At 61.2% G+C, this 20,730-nt stretch carries 20 protein-coding genes; 16 read left to right on the top strand and 4 right to left on the bottom strand.

The annotated features are described in order from the left end of the window. Positions 1-71: 71 nt before the first annotated feature. The gene (gene rnr, locus LJ737_RS02530) at positions 72-2,729 is read left to right on the top strand and encodes a ribonuclease R (protein WP_227762708.1); all 2,658 of its coding nucleotides are present in this window, start codon (positions 72-74) and stop codon (positions 2,727-2,729) included. Between the two features lie 69 nt (positions 2,730-2,798). On the opposite strand, the gene LJ737_RS02525 is transcribed toward rnr, so the two are convergent. After that, positions 2,799-3,410, bottom strand: a complete 612-nt coding sequence (locus LJ737_RS02525; protein ID WP_227762704.1) for a hypothetical protein — start codon at positions 3,408-3,410, stop codon at positions 2,799-2,801. A gap of 331 nt (positions 3,411-3,741) precedes the next feature. On the opposite strand from LJ737_RS02525, the gene LJ737_RS02520 reads away from it, so the two are divergent. The 3 genes from LJ737_RS02520 (at position 3,742) to LJ737_RS02510 (ending at position 5,766) form a co-directional block, all read left to right on the top strand. Continuing rightward, positions 3,742-4,719 (top strand): polyprenyl synthetase family protein, encoded by a 978-nt coding sequence (locus tag LJ737_RS02520; protein WP_227762702.1) that lies wholly within the window; start codon positions 3,742-3,744, stop codon positions 4,717-4,719. Between the two features lie 25 nt (positions 4,720-4,744). Continuing rightward, a complete protein-coding gene (locus LJ737_RS02515; protein WP_227762700.1) occupies positions 4,745-5,380 on the top strand; it encodes a rhomboid family intramembrane serine protease in 636 nt (211 codons plus the stop codon). A 104-nt stretch (positions 5,381-5,484) separates the two neighbouring features. Then, the gene (locus LJ737_RS02510) at positions 5,485-5,766 is read left to right on the top strand and encodes a PLD nuclease N-terminal domain-containing protein (RefSeq protein ID WP_227762698.1); all 282 of its coding nucleotides are present in this window, start codon (positions 5,485-5,487) and stop codon (positions 5,764-5,766) included. A gap of 107 nt (positions 5,767-5,873) precedes the next feature. Here the strand turns inward: LJ737_RS02510 and LJ737_RS02505 are convergent, their stop codons facing one another. Continuing rightward, positions 5,874-6,503: a DUF2939 domain-containing protein gene (locus LJ737_RS02505; RefSeq protein ID WP_227762697.1), complete on the bottom strand. Its 630-nt coding sequence runs from the start codon at positions 6,501-6,503 to the stop codon at positions 5,874-5,876. 117 nt (positions 6,504-6,620) lie between these two features. Here LJ737_RS02505 and LJ737_RS02500 point away from each other — a divergent pair, with 117 nt between their 5' ends. Both LJ737_RS02500 and LJ737_RS02495 read left to right on the top strand, forming a co-directional pair. Then, positions 6,621-7,478 (top strand): glycerophosphodiester phosphodiesterase family protein, encoded by an 858-nt coding sequence (locus LJ737_RS02500; protein WP_227762696.1) that lies wholly within the window; start codon positions 6,621-6,623, stop codon positions 7,476-7,478. Positions 7,479-7,803: 325 nt separating this feature from the next. Continuing rightward, positions 7,804-8,199 carry a helix-turn-helix domain-containing protein gene (locus LJ737_RS02495; RefSeq protein ID WP_227762695.1) on the top strand — a complete coding sequence of 132 codons (396 nt, stop codon included), beginning with the start codon at positions 7,804-7,806 and terminating at the stop codon, positions 8,197-8,199. Positions 8,200-8,591: 392 nt separating this feature from the next. Here the strand turns inward: LJ737_RS02495 and LJ737_RS02490 are convergent, their stop codons facing one another. Then, positions 8,592-8,909 carry a DciA family protein gene (locus LJ737_RS02490; protein ID WP_227762694.1) on the bottom strand — a complete coding sequence of 106 codons (318 nt, stop codon included), beginning with the start codon at positions 8,907-8,909 and terminating at the stop codon, positions 8,592-8,594. 69 nt (positions 8,910-8,978) lie between these two features. Further along, a complete protein-coding gene (gene recF, locus LJ737_RS02485) occupies positions 8,979-10,088 on the bottom strand; it encodes a DNA replication/repair protein RecF (RefSeq protein WP_227762693.1) in 1,110 nt (369 codons plus the stop codon). A gap of 272 nt (positions 10,089-10,360) precedes the next feature. Between recF and pdhA the strand changes: the two genes are divergently transcribed. The 10 genes from pdhA to LJ737_RS02435 all read left to right on the top strand — a co-directional run bounded on the left by pdhA (position 10,361) and on the right by LJ737_RS02435 (position 20,701). After that, entirely contained in the window at positions 10,361-11,323 is a 963-nt protein-coding gene (gene pdhA / locus LJ737_RS02480; protein WP_227762951.1) for a pyruvate dehydrogenase (acetyl-transferring) E1 component subunit alpha, read from the top strand. Between the two features lie 60 nt (positions 11,324-11,383). Next, entirely contained in the window at positions 11,384-12,157 is a 774-nt protein-coding gene (locus LJ737_RS02475) for a tetratricopeptide repeat protein (protein WP_227762692.1), read from the top strand. A 152-nt stretch (positions 12,158-12,309) separates the two neighbouring features. Next, positions 12,310-12,786 (top strand): 6,7-dimethyl-8-ribityllumazine synthase, encoded by a 477-nt coding sequence (gene ribH / locus LJ737_RS02470; RefSeq protein WP_227762691.1) that lies wholly within the window; start codon positions 12,310-12,312, stop codon positions 12,784-12,786. Positions 12,787-13,020: 234 nt separating this feature from the next. Next, on the top strand, positions 13,021-13,404 hold the full coding sequence (locus tag LJ737_RS02465) for a TraR/DksA family transcriptional regulator (RefSeq protein WP_227762690.1): 384 nt from the start codon (positions 13,021-13,023) through the stop codon (positions 13,402-13,404). Between the two features lie 198 nt (positions 13,405-13,602). Next, a complete protein-coding gene (locus LJ737_RS02460; RefSeq protein ID WP_227762688.1) occupies positions 13,603-15,447 on the top strand; it encodes a pseudouridine synthase in 1,845 nt (614 codons plus the stop codon). An 88-nt stretch (positions 15,448-15,535) separates the two neighbouring features. Beyond that, positions 15,536-16,279, top strand: a complete 744-nt coding sequence (locus tag LJ737_RS02455) for a type III pantothenate kinase (protein ID WP_227762686.1) — start codon at positions 15,536-15,538, stop codon at positions 16,277-16,279. Next, a complete protein-coding gene (gene bamG / locus LJ737_RS02450; protein ID WP_227762685.1) occupies positions 16,269-17,603 on the top strand; it encodes a BamG family beta-barrel-assembly machinery protein in 1,335 nt (444 codons plus the stop codon). The genes LJ737_RS02455 and bamG overlap by 11 nt, the downstream gene beginning before the upstream one ends. Positions 17,604-17,640: 37 nt before the next feature. Next, positions 17,641-18,183, top strand: a complete 543-nt coding sequence (lptC, locus tag LJ737_RS02445) for an LPS export ABC transporter periplasmic protein LptC (protein ID WP_227762683.1) — start codon at positions 17,641-17,643, stop codon at positions 18,181-18,183. A gap of 74 nt (positions 18,184-18,257) precedes the next feature. After that, a complete protein-coding gene (locus LJ737_RS02440) occupies positions 18,258-18,509 on the top strand; it encodes a hypothetical protein (RefSeq protein WP_227762682.1) in 252 nt (83 codons plus the stop codon). Positions 18,510-18,592: 83 nt separating this feature from the next. Next, positions 18,593-20,701, top strand: coding sequence for a peptidylprolyl isomerase (locus LJ737_RS02435; protein WP_227762681.1), 2,109 nt, complete (start codon positions 18,593-18,595; stop codon positions 20,699-20,701). Positions 20,702-20,730: the final 29 nt, after the last annotated feature.

Here is a 20,730-nt window from a genome sequence, read left to right as displayed (position 1 = left end):
CCTGCCTTTTTTCCGCAAACTCGCCGCCCGTCAGAGATACCCAAAGCAGCCCGGCGGCGACCCTTTTCACCATGAAGAGAAATAACGACTCGGACGCCCCGCGCCCTCAGCGCGACCCGGCCCGCCGCCGCGACCAAGCCGCTCAGCCGGCCGTCATCAACAAGACCCAGGTCTTCCGCATTTTCGCCGACAACCCCGGCAAGGTGTTCAACTACCGCCAACTCGCGCGCCGCCTCGGCGTGGTCGATAAAGACCAACGCGACCAACTGTTCGACACGCTCAAGGCCCTCAAGAAAAGTGGGCACATTGCCCTGCTTCAGAACGACGACTACCGCCTCGTGGAAATTCCGGGCCGCAGCTCGACTGAGCGTCCCGATCAGGACCAACCCGCTGACCCAAGCCAGCCCACCGCTGAGCTCGCCCCGCGCCGCGGCAAAGGCAGCCTGGAAGCTGCCCCCGAAGGAGGCTATCAGCCCCGCCGCCAGCGGCCGATGGAGTCGCCGGGCGAGGGCCTGGAAGAAGGCCCCATCGTGCACCGCCGCCGCTCGGCCGGCTTCGACATGCCCGGCACCACCGACCGCAGCCACCGCCCGGGCTACCGGGAGCGACGCGAGGCCAGCTACCAAGCAGGCCCCACCATCACCGGCACTGTAGACCTGGCCACGCCCAAGTTTGCCTTCATCGTGAGCGAGGAGCTGCCCGAGGACCTGCGCGTCTACACCGACCGCCTGGCCTTCGCCATGGACGGCGACACGGTGCGCGTGCGCCTCGGCCAGAACCGTGACGGCAAGCCCACCGGCGACGTGGTGGAAATCGTGGAGCGGGTGAAGGAGGAAGTCGTAGGGCGCCTGCAGGTGCAGGGCGGCTTCGGCTTCGTGCACCCCGATTACAAGAAGCTCTACTTCGACGTGTTCGTGCCCGGCCACGCGCTCAACGGCGCGGAGAACGGCGACAAGGTGCTCGTGCGCGTGACGGAGTGGCCCACCGAGGCCGGCCGCCAGCCTGTGGGCGAGGTGGTGCGCAGCTTCGGGCAGGCCGGTGGCCACGAGGCGGAGATTAACGCCATCATGGCCGAGTACGGCCTGCCTTTCGAATTCCCGGAGGAAGTGGAAGCCGAGGCCAACGCTATTCCGGCCAGCATCAGCAAGGAGGAAATTGCCAAGCGCCGCGACTTCCGCCCCATCACCACCTTCACCATCGACCCCGTCGACGCGAAGGACTTCGACGATGCCCTCTCGATTCGGCAGCTGGAAAACGGCCACTGGGAAATCGGTGTGCACATCGCCGACGTGACGCACTACGTGCAGCCCGGCACCCGCCTGGAGAAGGAAGCCAAGCACCGCGCCACCTCGGTGTACCTGGTCGACCGCACCATCCCGATGCTGCCCGAGCGGCTGTCAAACGGGCTTTGCTCGCTGCGCCCCAACGAAGACAAGCTGACCTTCTCGGCCGTGTTTGAGCTCGACGAGAAGGGCAAGCTCTACAACTCCTGGTACGGCCGCACCGTCATCCACTCCGACCGCCGCTTCACCTACGAGGAGGCCCAGGAGCGCATCGTATCGGGCGAGGGCGACTACGCCGCCGACATCAACCTGCTCAACTCGATTGCCAAGAAGCTGCAGGCCGAGCGGTTCCGCAAAGGGGCCATCAGCTTCGAAGCGCCGGAGGTGAAGTTCAAGCTCGACGCCGACGGCAAGCCGGTGGGCGTGTTCATCAAGGAGCGCAAGGACGCGCACAAGCTCATCGAGGAATTCATGCTGCTGGCCAACCGGAAGGTGGCCGAGTTTGTGTTCCGCCTGAAGCCCCGCAAGCCGCGCCTCACGATGGTGTACCGCACCCACGACGCGCCCGACCCCGACCGCCTGGAGAACTTTGCGCAGTTTGCCCGGCAGTTCGGCCACTCGCTGCAGTTCGGCGAAAACGCCAACGTGAGCAAGGAGCTGAACAACCTGACGGCCGCCGTGGAGGGCAAGCCCGAGCAGTCGGTGATTCAGGCGCTGGCGGTGCGGGCCATGTCCAAGGCCATCTACACCACCGAGCCACTGGGCCACTTCGGCCTGGCCTTCGACCACTACTCGCACTTCACTTCGCCCATCCGTCGCTACCCCGACATGATGGCCCACCGCCTGCTCGAAGACTACCTGCACGGGGCCAAGAGCGCCGACGCGGTGGAGCTGGAAGCCGACTGCAAGCACTCCTCGGAGCGCGAGAAGCGGGCCGCCCAGGCCGAGCGCGCTAGCATTAAGTACAAGCAGGTCGAGTTCATGGCCGAGCACGTGGGTGAGCAGTTCACCGGCGTGGTGTCGGGCTTCAACGAGCGCGGCATGTACGTGGAAATGGGCGAAACCAAGAGCGAAGGCATGGTCCGTCTCTCCGACATCGACGAGGATTACTTCGAGTACGACAAGGAGCGCATGCGCATGGTGGGCCAGCGCACCGGCCGTATCATCAAGTTCGGCGACAATGTGCAGGTCATCATCAAAGCCGCCAACCTGCTCGACCGCACCATCGACCTGGACCTGGTAACCTCCGGCACCGGTAGCAACCAGCGCCGCGCTGGCCGCTCGAAGTCCGATGGCTACGCCGCCCGCGACGAGCGAAGCGGTGGTCGGGGCCGCTCGGGTGGTGGCGGACGTTCGGAAGGCCGCGGCGACAAACCGGCCGGCAGCCGTCCGCCCAAGGCGGGCAAAGGCGGTGGCAAGAAAGGCCGCAGCCGCTTCCACGGCTAAGCCGCTTTCGGCAAAAGCAAACGGCCCCGCCAGCACTGCGCTGGCGGGGCCGTTGTCGTATGGGACAGGCTAAATCCGGCTCCAGACCGTTCCGCCCTGCTCTTCGAATTCGATTACCCCGTCGTCCTTGGCCAGAAAGAGGCGCACAACGCGGCGGCCGGCGTTCGGCAAGGTGAGGTTGCCCGACAGCTCCAGCACGTTCGCGTAAGTGTGCCCATTGACGGTGCGCGCCGGCAGCCCCGGCTGGTTGTCGTATTCTTCGAGGATTTCGAGGCTGAAGCTCGTTGAGCCCCAGCGCATGCCGCCGACGAAGCCATAGGGAGAGTTTTGCACAGTTGGATTGGCCGCCTTCAGATAGATGTCGTACGGGGCCATATCGGCCGAATCGGTGCGGGCCAGCGTGACGACCTGCTCTTGTTGGTACCACGAAGGGCAGAAGCTTGACTTGCCGCCGCCGGCGCCCTGCATGTTCGTCTCGCGGGCTTGCACCCGGTACGCCCGCTCCAGGCCGGCCGCGTTGCTAAACCGCCAGACGGTGCCGGGTTGCGCAGCGGCTACCCAGGCCTGTTGCCCGGCGGTCAGGGAGTATTGCGGCAGGTTTTTGGTGTCGCAGGCTTTCTCGCAGGCGCCAAGCCCAAGCAGGGAAAACAGGGCGGCACAAACAAAAAGACGGTGGTTCATTGGAGGAAGGGGTTGGAAGGAAAGGTAGCTCAGAAGCACGGGCTATTTACTGCTTCGGTCTCATGCGAAGGGTCATTTTCAGCCAAAAAGGTTGGCTGGTCGGTAGAAAAAAGAGTGGGATAAATTCGCTTCTCAACGTCGCCGCTTTCCATCCAAGTTTCATTGAGCGCCAGTCCGACTGCAGAGCGGATCCGGACTTCCGCCAGGCACGGGCGCGTCCCCGCAGAGCCCAGCTCCGACAGTGCACCAACAGGTCCTGTGAAGCGCGCCACCCGGCCACGTGCCGTCGTCCCTCCGTACCTTGCAAGCCACCATACGCCGCCTCTAATCCGTGGACCTTTCCCGTTTCCTGACGCCCATCACCCGGGCCCTGGCTGCCGAACAATACGGCACCGAGCCCCCCGAACTCTACGAGCCCATTCGCTACAGCATGAGCATGGGGGGCAAGCGCATCCGCCCGCTGCTTACCCTGCTTGGCGCCCACCTCTACTCCGACCATTGGGAGCAGCAGGCCCTAAAGCCTGCTCTGGCCGTCGAGGTCTTCCACAACTTCACCCTGCTGCACGACGACATCATGGATCAGGCCCCGCTGCGCCGCGGGCAGCCCACGGTGCACGTCAAGTGGAACCCCAACGTGGCCATTCTCTCCGGCGACGTGATGCTGGTGCGCGCCTACGAGTTGCTCTTCGATATCGAGCCCTCCCTACTGCGCGAGGTGCTGCAGCGCTTCAGCCAGACGGCCGCCGAAGTCTGCGAAGGCCAGCAGCTCGACATGAACTTTGAGACCCGCGCCCAGGTCAGCATTGCGCAGTACCTCGACATGATCCGCCTGAAGACGGCCGTGCTCCTGGGCTTTGCGCTGGAGTTAGGCGCCCGACTCGGCGGCGCCAGCGCGGCCGACGCCGACCACCTGCGCCGCTTCGGCGTCGACATCGGTCTGGCGTTTCAGCTGCGCGACGATTTGCTCGACGTCTACGGCGACGCGGCCACCTTCGGCAAGCGCGTGGGCGGCGACATCGTCTCCGACAAGAAGACTTACCTACTGCTGACGGCCCTGGAAAGCGCAAACGAGGCCCAGGAAGCCACGCTGCGCCAGTGGATGGGTCAGAACGCACCCGAAACCGCCGAGGCCAAGGTGGCGGCCGTAACGGCCGTTTACGACGAGCTAAGCATCCGCCCCCGCACCGAGGCTCTTATCAACTACTACTTCCAGGACGCGCTGGCCCACCTCGACGCCGTGCAGGCTCCCGCCGACCGCAAAGCCCTGCTCCGCGGTCTGGCCCTGCAACTGATGGAGCGCGAAAACTGATTTCTTCCACTTCTCCGTTCGATCTATGTCCGAACCCATTGCCGTGTCGCTGCTGCTGATCATCGTCACCGTCATCATTTCCGTTTACGCCTGGTCGCACCCCGAACTGTACGAGCGGTGGATCATGTCGCCCTACCTCGTGCGGAAGCGGCGGCAGTGGTACCGCTTCGTGTCCTCCGGCTTCTTGCACGCCGACGTCAGCCACCTGTTCTTCAACATGGTTGCTTTTTACTCTTTCGCTCAGGTGGTTGAGCTCATTTTTGGCAGCTACTTCGGCGAGGTGCTCGGCGCTGGCCTGTTTCTGCTGCTCTACCTCACCGGCATCATCGCCTCCGACATTCCCTCGTACTTCAAGCACCGCGCTGACTACGACTACCGCAGCCTGGGTGCCTCGGGCGGGGTGGCCTCGGTGATGTTTGCCGCCATTTTATTCAATCCCCTCGGCAGCATCCGCGTGATGTTCCTGCCCATCGACATTCCGAGCTTCATCTTCGGCATACTGTACCTGCTGTACTCCTACTACCAGGGCCGGCGCATGGGCGACAACGTCAACCACGATGCCCACCTCTACGGCGCCATCTACGGTATTCTGTTCACGCTCGTGGCCATTCCGGAATCGGCGCTCATTTTTTGGCGGCAAATCAGTGAAAAGTATCTGTAAATCAGGCAATTAACTATAGAAAAAGCTCGAAGGTATATCCATTGGGCCATGCTTGCGTAAGAAGACGCACAAACCCCTTCTCCTTACTTCCAAACCAAGCACCCATGAACCGCCTTACCACTCTTCGCGCGCCCTTCCGGCCCCTCGCCGCGCTGATGGCCTTCTTTGCTTCGCTCACGCTCACCAGCTGCAGCCGCCGCGACGATTATGGCTCCTACACGATCTGGGGCGCCCTCGTGCTGATCCTCGACGTAATTGCCATGATCGACGCGCTGCGTCAGCCCTGGTCGCTAGGCAAGAAGATTCTCTGGATTGCCATCATCTACTTCCTGCCGGTGTTGGGTCTGATTCTATACTACCTCATATCTGGTCGCGGCAAGTCCTAAGTCGACTGTGCCTGCCCAAGCAAAGAGGCCCGCTGCACTACGCAGCGGGCCTCTTTTGTTTATTGGAATTTGGGTGGGAAACCACCCGCCGGAAGCAGGCCGGGCGCTTACTTCTTGCCGCCCATCAGCTTCTGCTTTTCCAGCCGCGCCACGTGGCCCAGCGTCTGGCCGAGGTTGGTGATTTCCGTGACCTGCCAGTAGTCGCCTCGGTCGCGCATCTTCACCTCCAGCACCATCGTCGTGTCGAATTTCGGCTGCGTGAATTCCAGCCCGACCAGCGCCTGCTCGCCCTGCTCGTTCACGTATTTCACGCCCTTGAAGCTGCTCTCTGGGCTGATGACCTTGCTCGCCAATCCGGCCATCGACACCTTCACCAGACGTTGCGGCTGGCTGGCAACTGCGGCTTCTAAGGAGCCCGTTTCAACGAAGCGCTGCATCTCCTTACGGGCAGCTTTGGCCAGCTGCGGCTTGGCCAGTCCCAATACACCCTTGGCCACCATGCCGCCGCCTGGCAGCACGAAGCCCAATGCTTTGCCCTGGTCGGCTACTTGGTCGACCAGACTGCCCGTCACGCTCTCCACGTCCACGTACTTTTCGAAGCTGCTCACGTCGTGGTCGTGCAGGGCTTTCACGGCTTGGCCTAAGGCGAATTTTGGACCGGTCGTCACCTCGCGGTAATACAAATAGCCTCCGATTAGCAGCACCGCTAGCGCCAGAAGCAGGAGTAAACGTTTCATGTAAGAGTCAAAAAAGAATGAGTTCGAAGCAAAGCGTCGCCAAAAATACCGCTTTGCCCTAGTCTTGCTAGCTGGCCGTCCAATGTCTGCGTCGACGCGGCCTGCGTATGCGTGACCATGCTAGCAGCCTCTGATTTTCCCAACCTCCCTTTGGTCTTCGGTCACCGCGGCTGCCGCGGCCTGCGCCCCGAAAATACCCTCCCTGCTTTCCTGCACGCTCTTGATTGGGGCGTTGATGGGCTGGAGCTGGACGTTGTCATCTCCGCCGACAACGAAGTCGTCGTTTCTCATGAACCGTGGCTGAACGCTGCCATCTGCACGGGGCCCGACGGCGCCCTTCTTACGCCTGCAGAAGGCCGTGCTTTCAATCTCTTTCAGCAACCCTACGCCGTCATACGCAGCTGCGACTGTGGCCGCTTGCGCCACCCAAACTTCCCGGAGCAGCAACCGTGTGCGGCATATAAACCCACTCTGGCAGAGGTATTCGGCAGTGTTGCGGCGCGGTGTGCAGTGCTGGGCCGTCCGTTGCCGGTTTTTTCCATTGAGCTGAAGAGTGCCCCCGATGCCGACGGGCTTTATCAGCCTACGCCCCACCAGTTCGTCGAACGGGTCGGGCAGGCTATTGCGCAGGCGCAGCGTCAACTTTCCGCGTCCCTTCGGGTCCTGCTAATGTCGTTTGACCATCGTGTGGTGCAGGGCGCCCGTGGCGCTTTGCCTTACCCTGTATGCCTGCTTATCGAGGACAATTTGCCTGTTTCTAACCACCTACAACTACTCGGATTCCAGCCCGACTTTCTGGGCCCCGACTACCAACTGCTCGATGAATCGTTTCTGCATGTTTGCGCCACGCACCAGCTCCCCATTATTACTTGGACTGTCAACGACGTGGCAGCCATTGAACGTGTTGCCGCCATGGGGATACATGGTATCACCACTGATTACCCAGATAGAATAAGACAGCTGCTGCGACCGTAACGCAATTCCGTTCTCGTACTTGTCGTACCCATGCTAAAGCGCCTGCCAAAAGCAGGCGCTTTTTACATACTGGTCACCTTAGCTCCCTGTTGACGGCGCAAAGAGCTAAAAAATAGCGCTGTGTGAAGCTGTTACACTATATGTATTACACGTATTTGTAACATAGTTATCAACGTGTAACTGTAAATTACGTTATGTAACATTGTTACGCATTACATATTAGTGTTGATGTTACAGTTTGTATTGTATATGATTTTGTATTGTCTCTTTGCAACATCTAACAAATTTGTCATCTTTACACTCTAGCTCCGTTACAGCCCTTTTCATGACCCATCAAGGCGAAATTCTGCAGGAAGCCATCAAAAACAGTGGTATTTCCATTAGTCGCATTGTGCAGGAGCTCGGTATTACACGACCTACTATTTATCGTAAATTCAAAGAGACAACTCTTGACTACAATTTTGTCAAGCGTGTTGGTGAGGTGATACAGCACGATTTTACACAAGATTTTGATACACCTGTACAGTCTCATTTGCCTTTTACACCTGTATCTGTAACGTCTTCGGTTAACAACGTAACACGTTCCGCCTCTGTAAAGGAAAATGCATTACAGTCTGTTGATCAGGATCCTGTGAAGGCTTTGATGGCTCTGCAGGCCAAATACATTGCCCTACTTGAGGCCTATAATGAGCTCCTGTTAAAAGTGTACGGGCCGAAGTAAACACCAATGTTTCACGTGGAACATTGTGTCTTCCAAGCGTACAGTTTTATACCTAGACAGGAGCAGAAGAGTTGACACAATTGTCGCTGACAACAGCAGTTATGGAAGGCAGGAATAGAGGGAGTTCTTGAGCAGATAAGGCAGAGGGAAATGCCAAGGCAGGTCAACTTAACCTTATCCAAAATGCTTAAAAGGTTAATCCATCACACGGATTGAACAACGCCTATTGGCACTACTAGCTTAGCGAATCAGACAGTAGCTAGAGAGCTGAAAGAGTTGCTATGTCCTTAGCCAATTGCCCCGCTTGGTACCCGGTTGATAGTGGTATCAAAAGAAAGAGCCCCTTCCCATAGGAAAGAGGCTCGCCGGATATGAGCAGGGGTTGCGAGGCGTTATAGGAACACTACTTCCTGCACCAAGGCTTCTCCAACTTCCGCGTTGATAATTTCCGCCACGCGAGTTTTAGCCATGACCAACTCGTGCTTAAGTGGGGCGGAGGTCAGGCGAACAAAAAGCTTACCATTGCGGAAGTAGACTTCTTGGGTCTTTAGGGCTACCGCCCGGCCCATGATTCGCTCCCAGGAAGAAACCACATATACCTCGTTCATTTTCCCTTGCAAGCGGTAGGCTTTGAGCAAAGCCTGGATGCCATCCTTCAACGGCACTACTTCGGCTTGGCGGGAAAACTCGTTTTTAGCGCGGGATTTCAAGGCAAAAGAGCTATAATATCGCGCAGAGTTACAGGCAGCTGCGTGCAACAAAGGTACGGGCTGGAGCCCCTATAGGGGATGTACTCTACCGTTTTCCACTCGAAAACGCGCTACCTGTTCTGATAAGCCAGCCAGGGCCTGGTCAGTGCGGTCGAGGTGCGTATCGGTAAGAAATACTTGGCCAAAGGTGTGGTTCGCTACCAGCTGCAGCAGGCGTTTAATGCGTCGCTCATCCAGACGGTCGAAGATGTCGTCGAGTAGGAGCAAAGGCTTATGCTGCTTCTTGGAGGCCATAATTTCGAACTGGGCCAACTTGAGCGCAATGGCATATGATTTCTGCTGCCCTTGCGAGCCGAAGCCTTTGACCGGCGAACCATCCATCAAGAAAACGTAGTCGTCTTTATGAGGACCTACCGAAGTGCGTTGCAACGCTATATCTTTTCGCTCTTGCTGGCGCAAAAGCTGCGCAAAGTCTTCACCGGGTAGCTGGCTCTTATAGTCCAATGTGACAGCCTCGCGGCCATCAGCCAGCTCCAAGTAATGACGCTGGAAAACCGGTACGAACTCTTCCAGGAAACTTTGCCGAATGACTACTAACTGAGTACCGGCTACCACCAGCTGCTCGTCCAATACCTGCAAGTAGTCCCGGTCGAAAGTATGGCGTTCGGCAAACTGCTTGAGTAGCGCATTGCGCTGCTTGAGGGCGAAGCTATACTGAATAAGCAGCTCTAGGTAAGAATGGTCGAGTTGGGATATAAGACTGTCAAAATACTTCCGGCGTTCTTCGCTTCCCTGTCGTATAAGGTCGGTATCGTAGGGGGAGATAAGGACGACCGGGTAACGGCCGATGTGGTCGGAGATACGCTCGTAGGGCTGCTTGTTGTGCGTGACCAGCTTCTTCTGGCCGGCCCGCAAGCTGCACTGAATGGTATCGGGAGTAAGAGAGGAGGGAAGGCTGAAGCGGCCTTTGACGAGGAAAAAATCGCCCCCCTGTTTCAAGCATTGAGCATCCGAGGCCGCGAAGGCACTCTTGGTCATCGACAGGTAATGGATGGCATCAAGCAAGTTGGTCTTGCCGCTACCGTTCTCACCGATAAAACAGTTGATGTGAGGCGAAAGCGTGAGGTTGGCTTCGTCGTAATTCTTGAAAAAAAGTAGGTGCAGCGAGTCCAGCGTCATGCTAAGCGAGGTTTCGGAGTTGCCATGCTTTTACGTACTTTCGCATTCCAAAACCCGAACTAGAAGAGCAACTAATGGCGGATACGAAGGTAAAGGCTGCCTCGAAGGCATCCAATTCGGCCAGCAAGGCGAAAGCCCAAGCCCAGCAATCGGCCCAGGAGCCGCAGGTAGAAACCGTGCAGCAGCCTGACTCGGGCCAGCAGCCTACGCCCCAGGGCAAGGCGCCGGTGCAAGCCACGCAAGCCAACCAGGCCTTCGACAAGGAGACCTACATGAAGTGGTTCGAGAGCATGATGCTCATGCGCCGCTTCGAGGAAAAGGCCGGCCAGCTCTATGGTCAGCAAAAGATCAAAGGCTTCTGCCACCTCTACATCGGACAGGAAGCTTGCGTGGCTGGGGCCGTATCGGCCTTGCATAAGGACGACAAGTGGATTACCGCTTACCGTGACCACGCCCACCCGCTGGCGCTGGGTACCTCGCCCAACGCCCTGATGGCCGAACTGTTTGCGAAGGAAACCGGCTGCTCTAAGGGCAAAGGCGGTTCCATGCACATGTTCGACAAAGCTGTCAACTTCGTGGGTGGCCACGGCATTGTAGGCGGTCAGGTGCCGCTGGGCGCTGGTTTGGCCTTCGCCGAGAAATACAACAAAACCGGAAACCTCTGCATTTGCTACATGGGCGACGGGGCCGTGCGCCAAGGCGCTCTGCACGAAGCTTTCAACATGGCTATGCTGTGGAAACTGCCGGTCATTTTCGTGGTGGAGAACAACGGCTACGCCATGGGTACCTCGGTGCAGCGCACGTCCAACGTGACGGACCTCTACACCATCGGCGAAGCTTACGACATGCCTTCGGAACCGGTGGACGCCATGCAGGTGGAAGAGGTACACAATGCCGTAGCACGTGCTGCGGAGCGCGCCCGTGCCGGCGAAGGCCCGACCTTCCTTGAGTTTAAGACCTACCGCTACAAAGGCCACTCCATGTCGGACCCGGCCAAGTACCGCACCAAGGAGGAAGTAGAAGGCTACCGTCAGCGCGACACCATCGAGAATGTGCGCGCCGTCATCCTGGAGCGCCAGTACGCCACCGAAGAAGAACTGCAGGCCATTGATGACCGCATCAAAGCCGTGGTAGCCGAGTCGGTGGAGTTTGCCGAGAAGTCCCCCTTCCCGCCCGCCGAGGAGCTGTACCAAGACGTGTACGTGCAGTCGGACTACCCCTTCATCCGCGAGTAACCACCGCTTACGCTAAGCCGGGTGGCCGGCGCGTTCCGGCCGCCCCTCTTTTCCTTTCTCATGTCGAAGATTCCCTTTACGCGCAATTCGCCGCAGGCGCGCCAAAATCAGACGCCCCAGCAGCCCCAGGAGGGTCAGCCGGACCCCAATGCGCCCTACGAGCATCCCCTGCTAGAAGACCCCAATGCCTTGGCCAACCGGCTCGAGGATTCGGAGCTGTTCGTACGCCGCAACAAAAACATCGTGTTCGGTTTGCTGGCCGCGCTCGTGTTGGCGGTAGTGGGGGGCTTCGGCTACTACACCTGGCGCCAGTCGCAGGACGACAAAGCTCAGGCTACGATGTTCCAGGCGGTGAACTACTGGGAAGCTGACTCGCTGCGCAAGGCGCTGAAGGGCGACGGACAAGCTCCCGGCCTGGAAGCTGTGGCCAGCGAGTACGGCGGTACGAAGGCAGGCAACTTGGCTAACTTCTACGCCGGGGCTGCTTCGCTGAAGGAAGGAAAATACCAGCAGGCCATCGACTACTTGGAAGATTTCAGCTCCGACGACCTGCTGTTGCAGGCTCGAGCTTACGCCCTCATCGGCGACGCCAACATGGAGCTGAAGAAGTACAAGGAAGCGTCCGACTACTACCAGAAAGCCGCCGACTACAAAACCAACGAGTATTTCACGCCCGGTTACTTGCTGAAGCTGGCTGTAGCCAAGGAAATGCAGAAAGACTACGCCGCTGCCGGTACTGCTTACGACAAAATCGTGAACGACTACCCGCTGTCGGCCGAAGCCAACGAAGCCAAGATCTACCAGGCCCGCGACAAGGCCATGGCAGGTAAGTAAGCCAAGGGCAAAGCCTACGCAGCGCCGCCTCCCGATTCCGGGGAGCGGCGCTACTGTTTTACGGGTAATGCCTGCCATTTCCACCTGCACCGCTCATCTGCCGACATAAGCGGATATTTGCGGCTCAATCAGCATCGACCTCAACGACCGGCATGGCTACTTCCCTGAAAAACCTGAGCAGCTACACTTCCGACCAATTCCCCGATATCAGCGACAAGCGGTTTGGGCTAGTGGTGGCGGAGTGGAACCGCGCTATTACCGACACCTTGGCCCAGGGCGCCTACGATACCCTTGTGCAGCACGGCGCCAAGACCGACAACATTTACCGCAATACGGTGCCGGGTAGCTTCGAGCTCGGGCTGGGGGCGCAGTTATTGGCCCAGCACGAAGAAATCGACGCCGTCATCTGCTTGGGTGTCATTATCAAGGGGGAAACTCGGCACGACGAGTTTATTGCCCACGCCGTGGCGCAGGGGTTGATGAACGTAGGCTTGAAGTTTAACAAACCGGTTATCTTCGGGGTACTCACCACCGAGGACGAGGCGCAAGCTTGGGACCGGGCCGGCGGTAAGCACGGCAATAAGGGCGTAGAGGCAGCCGTGACGGCCATTCACATGCTCGGTTTCTGAACCTTAGATAAGCCCTAGTGGTTAGAGTGCCACCAAAACCGTAGCTTTGCGGCCGGAAAACCGGGCTGCTTGAGTAGCTGGTTTATCGACGTAGGCGTTTGAAGCCCTGCGCGTTGCGGCACTAAACAAAGCCCCGCGCTGTTGCCTCCTTGCTTGCCTAGCGGTATACCAACACTGAAGTGTACTTGGTAAGTCACTTATCTTCAACTGATTACATCTTTTTCCTGCCCCACCATGAGTGAAGAAAACCTGCGCTACTCCCGGGAAGAGCTGGCTGAATTTGAAGCCATCATTCAGGAAAAGCTGGCCGCCGCCCGGAAAGAAGTATCCTTCATCAAGGAAACGCTGAGCCGCCGCAACGACTCGGGTACCGATACCACCGCCTCGCCCAGCAAAGTGCTGGAGGACGGCGCTGACACCGCCGAGAAGGAAAGCCTAAACCAACTGGCCTCGCGCCAGATGAAGTTTATCCAGCAGCTCGAAAACGCCCTGATTCGCATCAAGAACGGCACCTACGGCGTGTGCATTGGCACGGGCAAGCTGATTCCGAAGGAGCGTCTGCGGGCCGTGCCCCACACCCAGCATTCCATCGAAGCCAAAATGGCCCGCCGCGACTAACACGGCTACGCCATTCTTAAACCGCCCGGATTTGCGCGGTCGGTACTCGTTCCGCGAGGAGCGAGGCCGCTGGGCAAATCCGGGCGCTGTTTTAGCACCCGCAGCGGTGCACGAAAACCATCCCGGCGGCGTTGTCCGCCGTAGCAGCAACAACATCCATTGCCCGGCAGCGATGCCGTGCGTCTGAACCTCTCCCACATGGGTAAGCAGCATTCTTCTGGCCCCGGCAGCCGCCGTCCGGGCCGCCCCGATTCCGCCCCGCAACGCGGCGGTAAACCTTCCTTCAACGCCGGCGGCAACGACCGTGGCCGCTTCGGGGGCGACGACCGGCGCCCTGCTGGGGGTAGCCGCCGCGAGGGCGGCAGCGAGTTTCCCTCGCGCACCCCATTTGGCCGCCCGACCGGTGGCGGTAGCAAACCCGGCTTCGGCAACAACCGCCCTAGCTACGGCAGCCGCCCCGGCGGCGACGACCGTCGCTTCGAGCGCCCGCGTCGTTCGTTCGACAAGCCCGAAGAGAAAGACGATGCGGCCGACTTCATGCGCGGCCGCCTGAATAAGCCGGACTTCCGCAAGGAGGAGCGTCCGGAGGGCGACGCCCCGCGCCGCAGCTTCGACCGCGACCGGAACGACCGAGGCGAACGGCCCAGCTACGGACGCCGCTTCGAAGGCAACGACCAAGAACGCCCCCGTCGCAGCTTCGGCAACGACCAGGAGCGCCCGCGGCGCAGCTTCGGCGGCGACCGGGAAGAGCGCGGCGGCTACGGCAACAGCCGCCCCGGCGGCTTCGGCGGCCCGCGCAGTGACAAGTTTGGCAACGACCGCGGCGAGCGGCCGGCGCGGCGCTTTGAAGGCAACGCCTCGGAACGGCCGCCGCGCGATGGATTCCGTCGCTTCGACGGCGACGAGCGGCCGGCCCGCAGCTTCAACCGCCCGGAAGGCGACAATCGTCCGGCCCGGGGCCAGCGCAGCTCTTTCGCCGACGAAACCAAAGCCAAGCGCCGCTTCGACGGCGACGGTCCGCGACCCGAGCGTGCGGGTGAGGAACGGACGCCGCGCGCATACGACGAGCAGCGCGGCAACCGCTTTGAGCGGCCCGCCCGCGACAACCGCGGCGAGCGGGCCGACCGGTTTGGGCGCGACGAACGGCCGGCTTTCGGACGCAAGCCGGGCCGCGACACTTTCGCCAGCAAACCCGGCCTGAAAAAAGGTTCGCGCGATACGCGCTTTGGCCAAAGCCAAGAGCCCAGCGAAGCTCCGGCATATAAGAACCTGCGCTACTACGAAGAGGACAAAACCCGCGGCAACAAGCGCCGGCGCGAGGAGCCGGAAACCGACGGCTCGATTCGTCTGAACCGCTACATCGCCAACGCGGGCATTTGCTCGCGGCGCGAGGCCGATTCGCTGATTGAGTCGGGTGAAATCCGCGTCAACGGCGAAGTGGTGACGGAGTTGGGCTACAAAGTGAAGCCCTCCGACACGGTGCACTACGGCAAGACCAATCTGAAGCGCGAGAAGCAGGTGTACGTGCTGCTCAACAAGCCCAAGGACTTCCTGACGACTACTGAAGACCCGGACGGCCGCAAGACCGTAATGGAACTGGTGCAGAACGCCTCCAAGGAGCGCATCTTCCCGGTGGGCCGCCTCGACCGCAACACCACCGGCCTGCTGCTCTTCACCAACGACGGCGAAGTGGCGCAGAAGCTCAGCCACCCCTCGCACCGCAACAAAAAGGTGTACCAAGTGGAGCTGGACAAGCCGCTGGAGGAAGAGCACCTCGCGCAGATTGCCGCCGGCCTGGAGCTGGAAGACGGTAAAGCGGAAGTCGATGACGTGGCAGTGGTAGCCGGCAACCCCAAGTTTGTGGGCGTGGAAATTCACATCGGCCGCAACCGCATCGTGCGCCGCATCTTCGAGCACCTGGGCTACGAGGTGAAGGCACTGGACCGCGTGCAGTACGCCGGCCTGACCAAGAAGGACCTGCCCCGCGGCAACTGGCGTTACCTCACCGAGCAGGAGGTCATTCGTCTGAAATATTTCATGTAGGCACGCAACCTCCGCGGCAGCGCCCGGGCTCTATACCAATGGCGGTCCGGCTCCAACGCGGGGCCGGACCGCCGTTTCTTCCCCGCTCATGATTTCCTTGGTTCTCGATATCGGCAACACAGCGGCCAAGTACGGCTGTTTCGACGGCGCGGCGTTGGCCGAAGCCGGCAGCGTGGCGTCGGTGGAAGAGCTGCGGACGGTGCTGCGCCGCACCCGGGCCACCCACGTGCTGCTGGCCTCGGTGGCCGTGCCGGCCGAAGAGTGGGCCGCGGCGCTGGCAGGGGAGGAGCTGGCACAGGTGCTCGTGTTTAAGCCCGGTACCACACCGGTGCCGCTGACCAACGCCTACGCCACGCCCCACACCCTCGGGGCCGACCGCTTGGCGGCGGCCGTGGGTGCGGCATACCTGCTGCCCGCCCGCCCGGTGGTGGTCATCGACGCGGGCACGTGCATCAAGTGCGACCTGGTGACGCCAGACGCCACGTACCGCGGCGGCAGCATTGCACCGGGGCTCCGCATGCGCCTACAGGCCATGCACGCCTTCACCGGGCGCCTGCCCGACCTGCCGCTGCCGGCAGCGGCGGAGGCGGTTCAGCTCGCGCTCTGCGGCAACGATACCCGGACAGCCATGCTCAGCGGAGCGCTGAACGGGGCTGCGCTCGAAGTCAACGGCATGATTGCCAGCTACCGGGCCGAGTACCCGGCGCTGGCGGTGGTGCTGACCGGCGGCGACGCGGCGTTTTTTGAATCGCGGCTCAAAGGCCGCATCTTTGCAGTTTCCGAGCTGGTTTTGCTCGGTCTTCACCGAATTTTGGTGCTTAATGTCGGCTAATAACCTGACCGCTCTGGCCCTGCTGGGCCTACTGACCGCTTCTTCCGCGGCGTACGGGCAAGGACTGGGCAACTCGCCCTACTCCCGCCTGGGCCTGGGCGAATACAACCCCAACACTGGCGGCATCCGTCAGCAAGGCATGGGCGGCGTCGGGCTGGCCGCACCCAACGCGGTGCAGGTCAACGACCTGAACCCGGCCCTGGTGTACTACAGCAACCGCACAACCTACGAAGCCGCGTTTACGGGGCAGCTCAAGCAGCTGCGCAGCGCCACGGCCTCGCAGCGCACCGGCAGCGGCAACCTCGGCTACCTGGCCTTCAGCGTGCCGATTTCGCGGCGCTGGGCCACGGCCGTAGCCCTGCGCCCCGTTACCACCGTCGACTACAAGTCGCAGCAGGTGACGCGGCTGACTTCCGGCAGCCAGTCGGCCCAGGTGCTGACGGAGTATTCCGGCTCGGGGGGCTTGACGGAAGTCGCCCTGTCGCAGGGCGTGCGGGTGACCAAGGGGCTGACCGTGGGCCTGACCTCGTCGTATGTGTTCGGCTCCATCGACCGGACGACGTCGGCGCTGGTGTCGCCGGACAATGCCTCGCCTACCGAAGCGCTGAAGAAAGTGGCCGTCATCGACCACGTGCAGTACAACGACTTCACGTTCCGTCCCGGCGTGCACTACCGCTTCGACGCGTCGAAGAAGCTGGCCGTGAACGTGGGCGGCGTGTACGCCTTCAAGACCAAGCTGAGCGGCACGCGCACGCAGCAGCAGGACGAGCAGGACATCAACGGCACGTCGGTGCTGGTGACGCCGGTGCAGCTGAGCACGGCCTCGGGTAGCACGGTGCTGCCGGGCGGCTGGCAGGCGGGCGTCAGCCTCGACAACAACAAAAACTGGAGCCTGAACGTCGACGTGGCGCAGCAGCAGTGGTCGAAGTTCCGCGACTTCGGCGTGAGCAATACCCTGGCGCTGTCGGATACCTGGCGGGCGGGCGTGGGCGGCGAACTGACGCCCGACCCGACGTCGGTGACCAACTACTTCCAGCGCGTGTCGTACCGGGTGGGCCTGAGCATGGCGCAGCTGCCCTACCGCCCCGGCGGCGAGACGCTCTACGACCGGGCTGTGAGCTGGGGCTTTAGCTTCCCCTTCCCCACGTCGTCGCCGTTGGATGCCACCACGCTGAACCTCTCGTTTACCTACGGGCAGCGCGGCAACACCACCGTCATCGGCAGCGGCGACAACCGCCAGTCCAACATCAAGGAGAATTACCTGCGGGCGCAGGTCGGCGTGTCGTTGAACAACCGCTGGTTCCTCAAGCGCCGCATTGAGTAGTACGCCCGTGCACACCCGGTCGACTCGTACGCGAAGCATGGCAGCTGGTGCGCTGCTGGTGGCGGCCGCCCTGCTCGGCGGTTGCCAGGACAAGTCGACCGCGCCCAAGAAGAAGGTGCAGTACACCGGCCCGACGCTGGAAACCACCAACGTGCTGACCCTCTTCAGCGACTCGGCCCGCCTGCAGGTGCGGCTGACGGCCAAGCTGGAGCAGCTGTTCGAAAACGGCGACCAGGTGTACCCCAAGGGCATGAACATGAATTTCTACGCCAAGGACGGCACGCTCGTCAACACCCTGCGCGGCGACTACGGCAAGTACGTACGGGCCGAAAACCGCTACACCGTGCGCGGCCACGTGCGGGTGAACAACAAGGAAAAGCAGCAGAGCCTGGAAACCGAGGAGCTGTTCTACGACCAGCCGCGGCAGCGCATCTACAACGACACGACCACGGCCGTGCGCATCGAAACGCCGACGGAGGTGCTGACGGGCTTCGGTATGGAAGCCAACGAAGATTTCTCGCGCTACAAAATCCGCAAGCCCACCGGCGTCTTTTCCGTCAACGCCGCCCCGACCAACTAAGCCTTTGGCGCCGTGCGCCGGCCCGGCTGCCCGCCACGGGCGGCGAGCTGGCGGACGGCTTTTTTTATTTGCCCATGAAGTTTCCGGCGTTTGACCGCGACTTGGCGCGCACCGTGCTCTTCTCGGTAGCGGTGGTGCTGGTCGTTATCGGCATCTACCAGAGCATTCTGCAAAACAGCGTGCTGCGCAACTACGAGCTGTTCATGCTGGCCAGCATTTGCCTGCTGCTGTACCGCTTGCTGAAGCTGCCCGAAAAAGCCCCCACCCCTGCCGAGCCGGCCAAGCCCGCGCGCAAGGCGCCCGGCAAGGGCAAGAAGCGCCGCTAACGCCCGCAGCTTTTGTCCGTTGGCTTAAAAAGGGTTATTTTGCGCGACTTACTGCGTTTTCTTTGCTGCTTACTTTCAACTAAATGGCTTTAATCAACACCATCCGCGAAAAATCAGGCTGGGCCGTTGGCACCGTAGCCGTCGGGATGTTGCTTTTCATCGTGGGCGGCGACCTGATCGGCGGAAAAAACCGCCTGTTCAATCGTCAGGACACCACCGTCGGCGAAGTCAACGGCGACGACATCAGCATTGAAGAGTTTAACGCTGCGGTGGAGCAGGCCAAGCAGGGGTACGTGGCGCAAAACGGCCGCCAGCCCTCCGAGCAGGAGCTACAAGGCATCCGCGACCAGGCCTGGAACCAGATTGTGTTCAAGCGCGCCTTCCAGCCGCAGTTCGACAAGCTGGGCCTGAAAGTGACCGACGAGGAGCTGACCGACATGGTGCAGGGCAAGAACATTCACCCGACCATCAAGCAGGCCTTCACCGACCCGCAAACCGGGCAGTTCGACCGCGCCAAGGTTATCGAGTACCTGCGCAACCTCGACAAGATGCCCCCGCAGCAGCAAGTGGCCTGGTACACCTTCGAGCAGAACCTGCCGCAGGACCGCATGGGCAGCAAGTACTACGCCCTGCTGAAAAACACCGAGTACGTGACCACCGCCGAAGCCCAGCGCTTCGACGCGGCCCAGCAGGCCAAGGCCAACGTGCGCTACCTGTTCGTGCCCTACTTCAGCATTTCCGATTCGGCCGTGAAGGTCTCGGATACGCAGCTGCAGGAATATATCACGCGCCACCAGTCGCGCTATAAGGTGCAGGACGGCCGCGACCTGGAGTACGTGGTAGTACCCGTGACGCCTTCGAAGGAGGACTCGGCCGCCGTGCGCCAGACCGTGGACCAGCTGACCACGCAGTTCCGCTCGGCCCCGAACGACTCGCTGTTCGTGCGCCTGAACTCCGACCAGCCCTACAACGGCCGCTACCTCTCGCCGGCTGACCTGCCCGAGAAGCTGCGCCAGCAAGCGCCGCTGCAAACCGGCCAGGTGTACGGGCCCTACGCGGAGAACGGTACCTACTCTATTTACAAGGTAATCGGGGCCAAAGCCGGGGCTGCCCAGGCCGCCCGCGCCAGCCACATCCTCATCAAGCCCGAAGGCAGCACGCCCGAGGCGGATGCCGCTGCCAAAGCCAAGGCCCAGGGCATCCTGAACCAGATCAAGAACGGCGCCGACTTCGCCGCCATGGCCCGCCAGTACGGCACCGACGGCACCGCCCCGCAGGGCGGCGACCTGGGCTGGTTTACGAGCGGCCGCATGGTGCCCGAGTTCGAGAAGGCCGTGTTCGGCGCTACCTCGGCCGGCCTGCTGCCCACCTTGACCAAGACCTCCTTCGGCTACCACATCATCAAGGTGACGGCGCCGAAAACTAACCAGACCTACCAGGTAGCCACCGTCACGAAGAACATTACGCCTTCGGACGCGACCAACGAAGCCGCCTACCAGCGCGCCCAGGACCTGAAGGCCAAGGCCACCGACCTGGAGTCGTTCCGCAAGGCTGTGGCCGCCGACAAGACCTTGCAGAAGCAGGAAGCCAAGGGCGTGGATAAGTCCTCGGCCAACCTCGGCAGCCTGCCCAACGCCCGCGAAGCCGTGCGCTGGGCCTTCAACAAGGACACCAACATCGGCGACGTATCGGACGTGTTCACCGTGAACGACCAGTACGTGGTGGCCGTGCTCACCGGCACCCGCAAGGAGGGCACCGCCGACGTGGCCGCCGTGAAGCCCGAGGTATCGACCTACGTGCGCAACGAGGAAAAGGCCAAGCAGATCATGGCCAAGCTGAAGGGCAACACCCTGGAGGCCATGGCCGCCGCTTACGGCCCCAGCGCCCAAGTGAAGGACGCCAACGACCTCGTGCTGGGGCAGGGCGTGATTCCGGGCGTGGGCAGCGAGCCGGTTGCCGTGGGCACTGCCTTCGGCCTGAAGCCCAACCAAGTATCGGCCCCGATTCAGGGCGAGCAGGGTGTACTGGTGATGCAATTGGTGAACAAGACCGAGCCCACCGCCCCCACGCAGGACCTGAAAGCCGTGCGCAACCAACTGCAGCAGCAGCGCGGCAACCGCTCCAGCGGCGCCATCTACGAAGCCGTGCGCAAGCAGGCCGACGTGAAGGACGAGCGCGTGCGCTTCTTCTAAACCGCTTCGGATTCGCGTATCAAAACGGT

It is taken from the genome of Hymenobacter sp. 15J16-1T3B, from assembly GCF_020711235.1.
GTDB lineage: Bacteria > Bacteroidota > Bacteroidia > Cytophagales > Hymenobacteraceae > Solirubrum.
This window is presented reverse-complemented; position numbering and strand designations above follow the sequence as displayed.